Origin of the sequence: Eubacterium sp. AF15-50 (assembly GCF_934835595.1) — a bacterium.
GTDB classification, from domain to species: Bacteria; Bacillota; Clostridia; order Lachnospirales; family Lachnospiraceae; genus Eubacterium_G; species Eubacterium_G segne.
On the sequence record NZ_CAKVZL010000059.1, the window covers coordinates 1 to 13,266 of the forward strand.

Below are 13,266 nucleotides of genomic sequence, written 5' to 3' on the forward strand. Positions count from 1 at the left end.
ATCTTGATCAGTACAGAACTATTCCAATTCATATTCAGTACTTACAGGGAAGCTACGGCTCAGTAGATTTAGGTGCAATAATGGCACTTATCATTTTAAGTATTATACCTGTAATATTCTTCTACTTAACATGTCAGAAGCATATTATTAAGGGTGTAGCTGCAGGAGCAGTAAAAGGTTAATAAGATATAATATTAGGAGGGACTATGAGGGCTAGTGGAATTTTATTACCTGTTTCCAGTTTGCCGGGAAAATATGGCATAGGAAGTTTTTCTGAAGAAGCATATAAATTTGTAGATTTTTTGAAAGATTCCAAACAGCAATACTGGCAAATTCTACCTATAGGACCAACAAGTTACGGAGATTCTCCTTATCAGTCATTTTCAACTTATGCAGGGAATCCATACTTTATAAGTTTAGAAGAGCTGATTGAGCAGGGACTGTTAACAGAAAAAGAATGTGACAAGGTGGATTTTGGTGACAAAATTGACAAAGTAGATTATGAAAAGTTGTATAATGGCAGATTTAAACTTTTGAAAAAAGCGTACAAAAGAAGTAATATCCGTGAAAGGGAAGAATTTAAAAAGTTTAAAGATGAAAACCAATATTGGTTAAATGATTATGCAATGTTTATGGCTATAAAGGAAAGATTTAAAGGCCAAAGCTTTGACAACTGGGCAGAAGACATAAAACTCAGATGGGGATACTCAATGGAGTATTATCAGAATGAGCTAAAGGAAGAAATAGAATTTTATGAATTTGTTCAGTATGAATTCTATAGGCAATGGTACAAATTAAAAAAATATGCCAATGATAATGGTGTGAAAATTATTGGAGATATTCCAATATATGTAGCTTATGATAGTGCAGATGTGTGGTCACACCCTGAGTTATTCCAAATAGATGACAAAGGAAAAACTATAGCAGTTGCAGGATGTCCTCCTGATGGCTTTTCAGCAACAGGCCAGTTGTGGGGAAATCCATTATACAAATGGGATTATCATAAACAGACCAACTATGATTGGTGGATAAAAAGAATAGAGCGAAGTGTTCAGCTATATGATGTTGTAAGAATTGATCATTTTAGAGGTTTTGATGAATATTATTCAATACCTGCTAGGGATGAGGATGCAACTAATGGACACTGGGAAAAAGGACCGGGAATAGATTTATTTAATGCTATAAAATATTGTTTAGGTAATGTTAACATTATAGCTGAAGACTTAGGTTATATAACTGATTCAGTAAGACAGCTAGTTAATGATTCAGGATTCCCTAATATGAAAGTTCTTGAGTTTGCATTTGATAGCAGAGATTCTTCAGGTCCAAGAGAGTATTTACCATACAATTATAATAAGAATTGTGTAGTATATACAGGAACTCATGACAATGAAACACTAAAGGGATGGTTAGGTAGCATTGGACCGGAAGAGGTTGAGATGGTCCAAAAATATATTGGCAGAAAAACTGATGATAAAGATGAGCTGGTTGACGAAGTTATTCGTATGGCTCAGGCATCAACAGCCAATACATGTATTATTTCGTTACAGGATTATCTTCATTTGGACAATAAAGCCAGAATGAATCATCCTTCAACTTTAGGCGGAAATTGGTGTTGGAGAGTAAAATCCGGACAGATAACTAAAAAATTATCAGCTACTATTAAAGAACTAACAGTTCTTTATGGCAGAGGATAGAAATAAAATGATAAAAAGCTGCGAAAAAATTTCGCAGTTTTTTACATAATGATATGTATATGATAAAATACCAAATTGTGGAATTAAAAAATTTTAGTACTTTTAGATGAAAGGGGGGAAGACATGGCAAATTTAACAATAAAAGACATAGCGAAAATATGTGGTGTTGGAATTAGCACTGTCTCTCGAGCAATTAATGATGATCCGGGTATTAATCAGAATACCAGAAAAAGAATTTTAAAAGTTATAAAAGAATATAATTACGTGCCTAATAATAGTGCAAGAAATTTAAAAATGACAGAATCTAATACGATAGCACTTTTAATTAAAGGTATAGATAATCAATTCTTTCAGGGAATGTTGAAAAGTTTTGAAGAAGAATTAAAAAAATTAGAGTATACGTTTTTACTTCAAGCTGTAGGGGAAGATCAGGATGAGGTAAGTGTAGCAGTACAGCTTGCCAAAGAAAAAAGACTTAAAGGTTTGATTTTCCTTGGAGGTCAGATGGACTATCTTGATACAAGATTAGAAGAAATAGGTGTGCCATATGTGTTATGTACTGTTGCGGTTAATATGATGGCTCCTAAAAGAAACTGTTCTTCAGTCTCTATTGATGACGAAAAAGAAAGTTACAAGGCAGTAGATTATCTTTGCAAGAAGGGTCACAAGAAGATTGCTATAATTTCAGGCAAAAGGGGTGATCAGGCAGTTGGTGGTCTTCGATTGAAAGGTTACAGAGAAGCTTTAGCAGATAATGGAATTGAAGTTAACAAAAATCTTATAAGATATATGAAAGATGACATTCCTGAATACTCAGTAGCTAATGGTTATCAGGTTACAAAGGAATTGTTACAGTCTAAAGAGGAATTTTCTGCACTTTATGCTATTTCTGACTTAACAGCATTTGGTGCGTACAAAGCTATTTCAGAAGCAGGGTGGAAAATACCTGATGACTATTCTGTTTTAGGGTTCGATGGGATTGAAATGTCAAAATATTTTCATCCATCACTTTCCACAATGAAGCAGCCATGTGAACAGATGGTAAAATCATCAATAGAACTGTTAATGAATCTTATAAATGGAAAAGATGAAAAGAAACAGTTGATTTTCCAAGCTGAACTTTTAGAAAGAGATTCCGTAAAAGAAGTATAGAGAGGAAGAAAAAAGTGTTTGGAATAGATAGTAAATTTTATGAAGTGGTATCAAAAATAGCAGATTTGGTAATTTTAAATTTGATATTTGTTTTGTGCTCGTTGCCTATAATTACTATAGGTGCTTCAACAACGGCACTTTACGGAGTGACTAAAAAGATGGCAGGGAACAGAGAAGGTTATATTTTTAGAAATTTTTTTCAATTGTTCAAGGAGAATTTTAGACAGTCAACGGTTATGTGGATTATATTATTAGTAGCAGCAATGATTCCTACGATAGATTTATATATAATAAATAGTCTTAAAAAAACAGTAATGACAACAGCACTTAAAGGATTAATGCTTGCAGCAGCACTTACCATTCTGTTCATTTTTTTATACGCCATGGCACTTCAAAGTACATTTGAAAATACTGTAAAGAACACACTTAAAAATGCATTACTTATGGGAATAGGTCATTTTCCATGGACTTTGATAATATTGCTTATAACGTTATTGCCAATTATATTGATTGTTCTGCTGGGAAAGACAGCGGGAAGTGTCGTATATGTAATGTTGTTTATTGGATTTGCCGTATTAGCATATTTAAATTCCTATATATTCAATCATATCTTTAAGAAGTATATGTGACAGATAATCATTGGGAGTGCTGCCAAGGCACTCCTTAAAGTTTTTATCATAATCTAGCCCATCCTTATGTATATGTATTTGCGAGCCTGTAACATGGGGAATATGCTTTCTGTTTATAGTGGCAGTCTGCATAGTATACAAAGGAGATTTCAGACAGGAGCAAACTGCAATAGCAGAATATATGGATAAATCTGTCAGCTTTTATGATTCAGAACTAAAAGAAGAAGGAATTTATAATATTCTGAAAACGGGAATAGCATTTTCAGGTAAAAAAGTAAGTATTAAGGATAAATAAATATTAATTAAATTCTATTAATGAAATTTATACTTTCTACTACCGGAAGAATGACAAATTAAACAATATATGTTAAAGTATGAACTACAGAGAATGTTAAATGCGGTGGATAATCCATCGGGAAAGGAAAAGAGATCATGTTTGAGTTAAAATTTGCTAACAGCCATAACTATTATTATGAAGATTACAAGCTCGTTCAGGTATACGGACAGAGTCTTGTTAATGTGCTCTCGAAAATGGTAAGCAAAAAGCAAAAATCAACATGATAATTATAGATGTCATTAAGACAAAATCATAATTAGAATTTAATTCACCGCTTATCTTTTTGAGAAGATAGGCGGTTTTTTTATTACTACTGGCAAATGAATCAATAAGTATAAGTGGAGGAAAAAAAGATGTGTATATTACCTATTATAGATACAGTGGGAACAGGAATAAGAATTATGAATTTACGAAAACAGTCAGGATTATCTGTTAAGGAGTTACAGAATATATTGGGATTTGCAACTCCTAATGCAATATACAAATGGCAAAATGGTGCGGCAATGCCAACATTGGATAATTTAATTGTATTAGCAGCAGTTTTTAACGTTCTCATTGATGACATTATTGTCACAGATAATAAATTAAATATATCAATAGGTGCATGAAATATTATGTACTAAAAAGAGTGAGTCCTAAGGGACTTATTATGGGCAGGTAAGTCTAGCGGCGAAGACAGCGGACTGTAAATCCGTTACATTAGAAACATCGTTGGTTCGAGTCCAACCCTGCCCACTAGGAAAAAAAACAATCAGGTCAGGCAAATGATTGACAAACATATTTAATATATGTACAATTATTCCTATTAAAAAGATAGGGAATAAAAAGGATGACGAGTTGCTGTATGCGAATGTTGGACTCTCAGGCATTTTTGATTCCTAAAGGTACAATGTGTTTTTTTGTGGGAGTAATATCAGCATGCCAGGAAAAAAATGTGCAGGGAAAAGACAGTAAGCAGATTGCACAAAGAGAAAGGATTCACAGAAATCCAAACAGTATCAGATTGTAGAAGGGGATGTTAAGGGGACGAAAAGGTGTAAATTGCTGTAGGGACAATAAACAGAATAAGCAAAAATTGGTGAAGAGGTGTTAGCAGAGGGCAACATCTCTTTTTTTGGGGGTGAAGGAAAAAAGTCTGCGATAAAAGAAAATATATTATGGTTCAAAAAGCCATCTAAATATGATAAAATTACGGGTGGATTTAATTTGCATAACAAAAGAGGTTAAGTAAAATGTTTAAAAAAGGTTTTGATAATGAGAAATATCTGACAATGCAGTCAGAACATATTAAGGAAAGAATTGCCCAGTTTGGAAACAAGCTATATTTGGAGTTTGGTGGAAAGTTATTTGATGATTTCCATGCTTCAAGAGTTTTGCCGGGATTTGAGCCGGACTCAAAGCTTCAGATGCTTTTACAGCTTAAGGATCAGGCAGAAATCGTTATAGCAATTAGTGCGGAAGACATTGAAAACAATAAGGTACGTGGAGATTACGGAATTACTTATGATATGGATGTTTTAAGACTTATTGATGAATTTCAGTCAGTGGGATTGTTTGTAGGAAGTGTGTGCCTTACAAAATTTGCAGAGCAGCCGTCAGCCAACCTGTTTATTAAAAGGCTTGATTCCATGAACATTAAGTCATATAAACACTACAAAATTCCAGGATATCCAAGTGATGTAGAGTTTATTGTCAGTGATGAAGGTTACGGAAAAAATGAATATATCGAAACAGAAAGACCACTGGTTGTAGTTACTGCACCGGGGCCGGGAAGCGGAAAGATGGCAGTTTGCCTTTCACAGTTGTATCATGAACATAAAAGAGGTGTAGATGCAGGGTATGCCAAATATGAGACATTTCCTATTTGGAATATTCCTCTTAAACATCCGGTTAATCTGGCATATGAGGCTGCAACAGCAGATTTAAATGATGTAAATATGATTGACCCATTCCACTTAGAAGCCCGTGGCGAAGCGGTTGTAAATTACAATAGAGACTGCGAAATTTTCCCTGTTGTAAATGCAATGTTTGAACTTATTTTTGGGAAAAGTCCTTACAAGTCACCAACAGAAATGGGTGTAAATATGGCAGGAAACTGCATTATAGATGATGAGGCATGTCGTGAAGCTTCAAAACAGGAGATTATCAGAAGATACTACAAGTGCCTTTGCGAAAAGAGACGTAACGGCACAACAAAAGATGACATATGTAAGTTAGAACTTTTAATGAAGCAGGCAGAAATAACTGTGGAAGACAGAAAAGTTACAATTGTTGCTCTTGAAAGGGAGAAGAATGAAAATGGAAATCCGGCAATGGCTATTGAGTTAAGAGACGGAACTATTGTTTCAGGAGGCACAAGTGAGCTTCTTGGTGCGGCTTCTTCAGCTTTGATAAATGCTTTAAAAGTTTTGGCAGGCATAGATAAAGAAGTAAAACTTATTGACCCTAAGGCAATTGACCCGATACAGGATTTGAAGATAAATTACCTTGGAAGCAAAAACCCAAGACTTCATACTGATGAGGTGCTTACGGCATTATCAGCTACAGCGGCAAATAATGAAATTGCCATGAAAGCAATGAAGAAACTTCCATTATTAAAGGGATGCGATGCACATTCAACAGTTTTACTTTCATCAGTTGATGAGCAGATTTTTAAAAAGTTGGGAATCCAGCTTACCTGCGAACCGAAATATGAAGAAGATGAAAGAATGTATCATAAGAATTAATGTTTGAAATGGGAAGAACCCTTCGCACTGTGGTGTGGAGGGCTCTTTTGACGTTAATTAAATAATACAGTATAAATATACATTAAAAAAATAGTAACATTTACATTTATGACCATAAATAAATATATTAAATCAAGAAAATAACTTTTAACAATATATTCCAAGTTGACTTTTATAAAAAATATGCTATCATAGTATTAGAACAAATGTTCGAGATATGAGGCGCAATTTAAATTAAGGAGAGGGAAAATGTCACAGAATAGAACATATATAGCCATAGATTTAAAATCATTCTATGCATCTGTGGAATGCAATGAGAGAAATTTAGACCCATTGACTACTAATCTTGTAGTGGCAGATATTAGTAGAACAGAGAAAACTATTTGCCTTGCAGTTTCACCTTCTCTTAAGGCATATGGTATTCCCGGCAGAGCACGACTTTTTGAGGTGGTACAGAAGGTAAGACAGGTTAATCAGGTGCGTAAAAGAAAGGCTCCGGGTGGAGAATTTCAGGGAGAATCTTATGATGATTTGGAACTTAGGAGGAATCCTGCCCTTAAGTTAGATTATGTAGTGGCAACTCCCAGAATGTCGCTTTACATGGAATACAGTACACGTATATATGATATATATTTGAAGTATGTTGCACCGGAAGATGTGCATGTATATTCTGTGGATGAGGTGTTTATGGATGTTACATCATACCTTAACACTTATAAGATGACTGCTAAGGAATTTGCAAGCATGGTAGTTCGTGATGGTTAAATACAACAGGAATTACGGCGACGGCAGGCATAGGCACTAATATGTATTTGTGTAAGATTGCCATGGATATAGTTGCAAAACACACAGAGCCCAATCAGGATGGTGTCCGTATAGCTGAGCTTGATGAAATGGCGTACCGCAGGTTGTTGTGGAATCACAAACCATTGACGGATTTTTGGAGAGTTGGGAGAGGATATGCCAAAAAGTTAGAAGAAAATGGTTTGTTTACTATGGGGGATATAGCCAGATGTTCTCTGGGAGAACAGAATGAATATCATAATGAAGATTTACTTTATAAACTTTTAGGAATAAATGCTGAATTGCTCATAGATCACGCATGGGGGTACGAACCCTGTACCATAGCTGATATTAAAGCATACAGACCGGAAACCAATAGCTTGGGTTCAGGTCAGGTATTGCAATGCCCTTATGATTTTTATAAGGCAAGGTTGGTTGTAAAAGAAATGACAGATGCGTTGGTACTGGATTTGGTGGATAAAAAACTTGTCACCAATCAGCTGGTTTTAACTGTAGGATATGATATTGAGAATCTTAATTCAAAAAAACGTGGGAAATATCAGGGAGAAATAACTATAGACCGTTATGGAAGAAGAATACCTAAACATGCTCACGTAACCATTAATCTTGATTATCAGACCTCATCCACCAGAATTATTATGGAAGCTGTAACGAAAGCATATGATGAAACCGTTGATAAAAGCCTACTTATAAGAAGAATAAATATAACGGCAAATAAGGTTGTATGGGAGGATTCAATAAAGGAAAACAATCAGTTTAAGCAACTGGATTTCTTTACGGATTACAATGAATTAGGTAAGGAAAATGCTAAGGAAAAGGAGAGTTTACAGAGAGAAAAGAATATGCAAAAAGCCATGATTGACATAAAAAAACGATTTGGCAAAAATGCGGTACTTAAAGGTATGAATTTAGAAAAAGGAGCTACAGCAAAGGATAGGAATGCTCAGATTGGAGGTCATAAGGCATGATTAACGATTCTAAGGATGACAATTACAATGATATTATTAATTTACCTCACCATGTGTCTAAGACACATCCCAGGATGTCTTTACATGACAGGGCTGCCCAGTTCTCGCCTTTTGCAGCTCTTACAGGTCACGAAGAGGAAATTAATGAGTCGGCACGTCTCACAGAGAAAAAACTGGAATTAGATGAAGATGAAAAAATAAGAATAAATGAGAAATTACAATTTATAAAAAATAATATAGACAAAGATATAACTGTGACTTTTACATATTTTGTGCCTGATGTGAAAAAAGCAGGTGGAGAATATAGGAAAATCACAGGAAAAGTAAAGAAAATTAATATATATGAGCATAAGATAATTATGAGTGAGGGGATGATTATTAATATTGAGGATATAATTGATGTGGATATTATGAAAAAGTTTATAAAATTGGAAATTTAATATATTTATGAGATATTTAAAATAGTTAGCTGCATTGGAGTTTTTACTTTTTTATGGTATAATCAAGCAGTTATGCGTGCTTTTTTTAAATAATATCGTGGGTGATACAAAGGCGAAAGGATTAAGTGAAATGACATCAGTTATTGAAAGTATAAACTCAGCAGTTAATGATTTTATATGGGGTGTCCCGGCAATGATATGTATTATTGGAGTGGGACTGGTTTTGAGTTTTAGAACAAAATTTATACAAATCAGAAAATTCCCTTATGCAATGAAAGTTACCATCGGTAGGATGTTCAAAAAGAAAGAGGCGGCAGATGGTGCAATGACACCGTTTCAGGCTGTGTGTACGGCATTGGCAGCTACAGTGGGAACGGGGAATATTGCAGGAGTGGCAGGAGCCATTGCAATAGGTGGACCGGGAGCAGTTTTCTGGATGTGGATTTCTGCAATACTTGGAATGTGTACCAAATTTTCTGAAGTAACCCTTGCAGTACATTTTAGAGAAAAAAATGAAAAGGGTGAATTAGTTGGTGGCCCAATGTATTATATAAAAAACGGATTAAAGAAGCATTGGCACTGGTTGGCGTATCTGTTTTCAATATTTGGTGTTCTGACAGTATTTGGTACCGGAAATGCAACTCAGGTAAATACAATTACAACTGCCATAGATTCAGCTCTTGAAAATTATGGAATAATGTCAGGAGATAGTGCAAAAACAGTAAATCTTATAATTGGAATAATTTTAGCTGTTTTATTGGCAATGATTCTTTTAGGAGGAATTAAGAGAATAGGTCAGGTAACTGAAAAATTGGTCCCTTTTATGGCACTTTTATATATTGTATTTGCAATAGGTGTAATTGCATTAAACATACAAAATATTCCTTCGGTTTTTTCATTAATAATAGAGGGAGCCTTTAATCCGGCATCTGTAACAGGTGGTGCAGTTGGAAGCTTTTTTATGAGCATGAAAAAAGGTGTTTCAAGAGGAATTTTTTCCAACGAGGCAGGATTGGGAACAGGTTCTATTGCCCATGCATGTGCTGATACAAGAAAGCCGGTAAAGCAGGGATTCTTTGGAATATTTGAGGTGTTTGTGGATACTATTGTTATATGTACCCTGACAGCGCTGGTTATTTTATGTAGTGAAGTGCCTATTAACTTTGGAAGCGCAGCAGGAGCAGAGCTTACAATCTCAGGATTTACCTCAACATACGGTAGCTGGGTTTCAATTTTTACTGCGGTGGCAATGTGTTGTTTCGCATTTTCGACCATTGTAGGCTGGGGACTGTATGGCGCAAGATGTATCGAATTCTTGTTTGGCTCAAAGGTAAACAAGCCTTTTATGCTGGTATACTCTTTAGTTGCCATTGTGGGAGCTACAATGGATTTGGGACTTCTTTGGAGCATAGCCGAAACCTTTAATGGATTGATGGCAATACCAAACCTTATTGCAGTTTTCCTATTATCAGGAGTTGTGGTAAAACTTGTAAAAGAATACTTTGCAAAAGAAGGAAAGTAAAGTACATATTATGTTTGACAATAAAACATCATAAGTGTAATGAAAAAATATAAAGGTAACAAAAGGCCTTTATATTTTTTTTTGAAAAAACACACTGTAATACAGTGTTAATAACACTCATATAAATGTGGAATGACGATAGTAAAAATATTAAAATTGACAAAGTAGGTATTGGGATATTAATATAAACTAAGGTGCAGAAATGAATACAGATAGAGAAATCGGACAGCGCATTCGCGCGGTAAGAAAAGAGAACCAATTATCCCAGGAGAAGATGGCGGAAATACTGGGAATACATTCCACAACGCATTATCAAAATATTGAATACGGTAAGAGCAAGGTTACTACAAATCAATTGCAGATACTTTACGATAAATTCAATGCATCACCAAATTATATTCTCTTGGGAAAGGTAGAAGGCAAGCAGGAATATGTATATGATTTTGTCAGACTACCGGCAGATGAAAAGATAAAAATATATTTGGAAATAACCAAAAGTGCATTTAAGGTTCAACAGGAATATGATATAAATGTAAGAAAAAAGAAATAAATTAACACAGGGGATAAATGTTTATGCAATCAACAGACAAACAAATATTGATAGTAGAAGATAATATGCACAGTATGGATAAAGCCTGTGCACTGATTAATAGAATCGATGGGGTATTTATTCATAAAGCTGAAAATAGCGAACAGGCATATCGCTATGCTTTAGAATATCACATCGATTTGTTCATTGTAGATATCATATTAAACACAAATATACCGGGAGATATTGCCGGAACTAAATTCGTTGAGAGTATAAGAAAAATAGACAGGTATAAATTTACTCCGATTATTTTTACAACGGCATTAGAAGACGCCAATTTGTATGCATATGCACAGCTACATTGTTACAGGTATTTTGAAAAGCCATATGATAATGATGAATTTTTGGAAACAGTAAAGGAAACATTGAAGTTTCAGACTGAAAAGAAGGAAAACCGCTACTACAAATACAAGAAGGACTTTGTACATTACATAATAAAGGTTGAAGATATCGTATATTTTGAAATTGACCATAATACTTCACATATCCATTGTAAAGATGAGGTAGTGGATGCCCCATATAAATCTACAAAAAATACCTTGTTGGAATTAAATTCTGAAAGATTTCTCAAATGTAATAAAAATACAATAGTAAACGCAGATTATGTGGAAAGTGTGGATATAGTAAACAGGTATGCATATCTGAGAGACGGATACGGAAAACTGGAAATAGGAATCAGGCTTAAGCAAAGCTTTCTGGAGGGACTTCAGAGATGCTCGAAATAACATATCGTCTATTTGAAATGCTCGCTCTTGTAGTATGTCTGCACAGCCTAAATGGAGAAAAACTAAAAATAGACGTTTATAATGTGGGATTTGTTGGGATTGAAATGGCATTCATGCAAATGATACAGGAAGGCATAGTTTCTAAGGGTATGTATTTTGTAATTTATTTAATTTACTTTATATACGCTTATTTAAAATTTGGAGACAGTGTAAAAAGAACAGTTCTAAAATGCTTACTGGTAACATTAATAATAGGGGCTTTACAAATATTAGTTTATATTCCATTTAGCTTTTTTTATTACATAACTCCAAACGAAAGTCTCATAATAATGTTTATTAATGGAGCGATATTATTGATATTATTTTTTACAAGAAATAATAAAATATTTATGTCAGTAGTTGAAATATTTGCAAAAAGAGATTGGATATTGAAAACTTCTTTGACATTATGCGTTATCGTGTTAGTTTACTTTATGTATTCATTGAAAAAGAGTGAAGTAATTGAAATAGATATATTTGTTTTGATTAGCATATTCATGACGATGTTCTTGATTTTTATATATCGTTGGCAAAAATCAACATATGAACTAAATAGACGAGAGCAGGAACTTCAGATTACTAATTTATATAATGGTGTGTTTGAGGAAATGATTAAAACAATGAGAAACAAACAGCACGATTTTAAAAATCAAATTGATGCTATTTATAGCTCTCATTTAAAAGCAGAATCAATGGAAGAATTAATTGAAATACAAAAGAAATATTGTGATAATGTTTTATATCAAAATAGATTTTCAAAAGTTCTGAGTTGCACAAAAAATTCCATATTGGCAGGTTTTATATATACTAAATTTGTTGAAGCCGAAAACAATGGAATTGAGATTCAGTATGAGATTTCATATAGAGATAGCAATGAAATAGTAATATATGATTTAGTTGATATTGTCGGGATTCTTTTAGATAATGCAATTGAAGCAGTTACCAGTACGGAAGTATCAAAGAAAATAGTGTTTGAGTTAAGCGATGCTGAGGGTATTAATTTATTGGTTAAAAATCCCGTTGTAAATATTTTAAATAGCGAAATACAAAAATTCTTTGAAAGGGGATATTCTACAAAGGAAGGGGAAAGAGGAATAGGGTTAAATAAACTTATGGAATTACAACAAAAGTACAAATACGATGTGTATACGCATATTGAAAATGATAATAGCATGGAATGGATAGTGTTTAACATTATAAAATAGATAAGGTGGTTCATCTTACAAAGAGTAGTAATTAGGGTGAGCCACCTTTTGCAGATTTTATATTTGCGTGTAGTTATCTTTTGAAGGGTATTTAGGTTCTCCAAAGAAGAAAAAGCTTACTCCATGGAAATGTGAAAGCACTCCAAGTGCTAAGAACATACTGCAAAGCTTGTTAATTCTTGAATAAGCAAATTTTTTCATGATTTTTTAGTCTCCTTTCCGAAGTATTTTAGCTATAATCAATTGTAATGTATGTAATGTAATAGTCCAAAAGCCAACAACAAGATAAGGTTTTATCCCATTGTTAGAATTGAAAATGCTAACAATTATAATGAAAGTAAGAATTACGAGAAAACATTTGATGTTACAGCGTTTAATTAGCAATATATCCGGATTTGGTCTAAAGGGTGATGGAACAGGTCCAATGTAGTAT

Annotated in this window: 14 protein-coding genes, 1 tRNA gene and 2 pseudogenes; 16 read left to right on the forward strand and 1 reads right to left on the reverse strand. The window is 33.8% G+C overall.

Translation table 11 applies throughout. The annotated features are described in order from the left end of the window. From Q5O73_RS07460 to Q5O73_RS07535, 16 genes and pseudogenes are all read left to right on the forward strand, one after another. Window positions 1-182 (forward strand): annotated as a pseudogene (locus Q5O73_RS07460) (carbohydrate ABC transporter permease); the annotation flags it as partial. 24 nt (window positions 183-206) lie between these two features. Further along, entirely contained in the window at window positions 207-1,697 is a 1,491-nt protein-coding gene (malQ, locus tag Q5O73_RS07465; RefSeq protein WP_302669375.1) for a 4-alpha-glucanotransferase, read from the forward strand. Window positions 1,698-1,820: 123 nt separating this feature from the next. Further along, a complete protein-coding gene (locus tag Q5O73_RS07470; protein ID WP_302669376.1) occupies window positions 1,821-2,849 on the forward strand; it encodes a LacI family DNA-binding transcriptional regulator in 1,029 nt (342 codons plus the stop codon). A 14-nt stretch (window positions 2,850-2,863) separates the two neighbouring features. Beyond that, a complete protein-coding gene (locus tag Q5O73_RS07475; RefSeq protein WP_302669377.1) occupies window positions 2,864-3,478 on the forward strand; it encodes a YesL family protein in 615 nt (204 codons plus the stop codon). 118 nt (window positions 3,479-3,596) lie between these two features. Continuing rightward, a complete protein-coding gene (locus tag Q5O73_RS07480; RefSeq protein WP_302669378.1) occupies window positions 3,597-3,773 on the forward strand; it encodes a hypothetical protein in 177 nt (58 codons plus the stop codon). Between the two features lie 137 nt (window positions 3,774-3,910). After that, window positions 3,911-4,039: a hypothetical protein gene (locus Q5O73_RS07485; protein WP_302669379.1), complete on the forward strand. Its 129-nt coding sequence runs from the start codon at window positions 3,911-3,913 to the stop codon at window positions 4,037-4,039. 129 nt (window positions 4,040-4,168) lie between these two features. After that, window positions 4,169-4,423: a helix-turn-helix transcriptional regulator gene (locus tag Q5O73_RS07490; RefSeq protein ID WP_302669380.1), complete on the forward strand. Its 255-nt coding sequence runs from the start codon at window positions 4,169-4,171 to the stop codon at window positions 4,421-4,423. A 43-nt stretch (window positions 4,424-4,466) separates the two neighbouring features. Further along, window positions 4,467-4,550, forward strand: a tRNA-Tyr gene (locus Q5O73_RS07495). Between the two features lie 109 nt (window positions 4,551-4,659). Continuing rightward, the gene (locus tag Q5O73_RS07500) at window positions 4,660-4,824 is read left to right on the forward strand and encodes a hypothetical protein (RefSeq protein ID WP_302624246.1); all 165 of its coding nucleotides are present in this window, start codon (window positions 4,660-4,662) and stop codon (window positions 4,822-4,824) included. A gap of 223 nt (window positions 4,825-5,047) precedes the next feature. Further along, a complete protein-coding gene (locus Q5O73_RS07505; RefSeq protein ID WP_021951983.1) occupies window positions 5,048-6,541 on the forward strand; it encodes a DUF1846 domain-containing protein in 1,494 nt (497 codons plus the stop codon). A 249-nt stretch (window positions 6,542-6,790) separates the two neighbouring features. Next, window positions 6,791-8,313: pseudogene (locus tag Q5O73_RS07510) on the forward strand (DNA methylase). Continuing rightward, window positions 8,310-8,753 (forward strand): hypothetical protein, encoded by a 444-nt coding sequence (locus tag Q5O73_RS07515; protein ID WP_021951981.1) that lies wholly within the window; start codon window positions 8,310-8,312, stop codon window positions 8,751-8,753. Before Q5O73_RS07510 ends, Q5O73_RS07515 begins: the two are co-directional and overlap by 4 nt. Window positions 8,754-8,883: 130 nt before the next feature. Then, complete coding sequence (locus Q5O73_RS07520) at window positions 8,884-10,275, forward strand: sodium:alanine symporter family protein (protein ID WP_302669381.1); 1,392 nt, start codon at window positions 8,884-8,886, stop codon at window positions 10,273-10,275. A 202-nt stretch (window positions 10,276-10,477) separates the two neighbouring features. Beyond that, a complete protein-coding gene (locus Q5O73_RS07525; protein ID WP_021951979.1) occupies window positions 10,478-10,825 on the forward strand; it encodes a helix-turn-helix domain-containing protein in 348 nt (115 codons plus the stop codon). 23 nt (window positions 10,826-10,848) lie between these two features. Then, a complete protein-coding gene (locus Q5O73_RS07530; RefSeq protein ID WP_158576800.1) occupies window positions 10,849-11,589 on the forward strand; it encodes a LytTR family DNA-binding domain-containing protein in 741 nt (246 codons plus the stop codon). Beyond that, window positions 11,577-12,833, forward strand: coding sequence for a sensor histidine kinase (locus tag Q5O73_RS07535; protein WP_118589186.1), 1,257 nt, complete (start codon window positions 11,577-11,579; stop codon window positions 12,831-12,833). The genes Q5O73_RS07530 and Q5O73_RS07535 overlap by 13 nt, the downstream gene beginning before the upstream one ends. A gap of 207 nt (window positions 12,834-13,040) precedes the next feature. Here the strand turns inward: Q5O73_RS07535 and Q5O73_RS10660 are convergent, their stop codons facing one another. Then, window positions 13,041-13,211, reverse strand: coding sequence for a hypothetical protein (locus Q5O73_RS10660; RefSeq protein WP_368076749.1), 171 nt, complete (start codon window positions 13,209-13,211; stop codon window positions 13,041-13,043). Window positions 13,212-13,266 lie beyond the last annotated feature (55 nt).

Coding starts and splice junctions, on each gene's coding strand:
- malQ (WP_302669375.1), top strand. CDS start 207: ATGAGGGCTAGTGGAATTTTATTACCTGTTTCCAGTTTGCCGGGAAAA.
- Q5O73_RS07470 (WP_302669376.1), top strand. CDS start 1,821: ATGGCAAATTTAACAATAAAAGACATAGCGAAAATATGTGGTGTTGGA.
- Q5O73_RS07485 (WP_302669379.1), top strand. CDS start 3,911: ATGTTTGAGTTAAAATTTGCTAACAGCCATAACTATTATTATGAAGAT.
- Q5O73_RS07490 (WP_302669380.1), top strand. CDS start 4,169: ATGTGTATATTACCTATTATAGATACAGTGGGAACAGGAATAAGAATT.
- Q5O73_RS07500 (WP_302624246.1), top strand. CDS start 4,660: ATGCGAATGTTGGACTCTCAGGCATTTTTGATTCCTAAAGGTACAATG.
- Q5O73_RS07505 (WP_021951983.1), top strand. CDS start 5,048: ATGTTTAAAAAAGGTTTTGATAATGAGAAATATCTGACAATGCAGTCA.
- Q5O73_RS07515 (WP_021951981.1), top strand. CDS start 8,310: ATGATTAACGATTCTAAGGATGACAATTACAATGATATTATTAATTTA.
- Q5O73_RS07520 (WP_302669381.1), top strand. CDS start 8,884: ATGACATCAGTTATTGAAAGTATAAACTCAGCAGTTAATGATTTTATA.
- Q5O73_RS07525 (WP_021951979.1), top strand. CDS start 10,478: ATGAATACAGATAGAGAAATCGGACAGCGCATTCGCGCGGTAAGAAAA.
- Q5O73_RS07530 (WP_158576800.1), top strand. CDS start 10,849: ATGCAATCAACAGACAAACAAATATTGATAGTAGAAGATAATATGCAC.
- Q5O73_RS07535 (WP_118589186.1), top strand. CDS start 11,577: ATGCTCGAAATAACATATCGTCTATTTGAAATGCTCGCTCTTGTAGTA.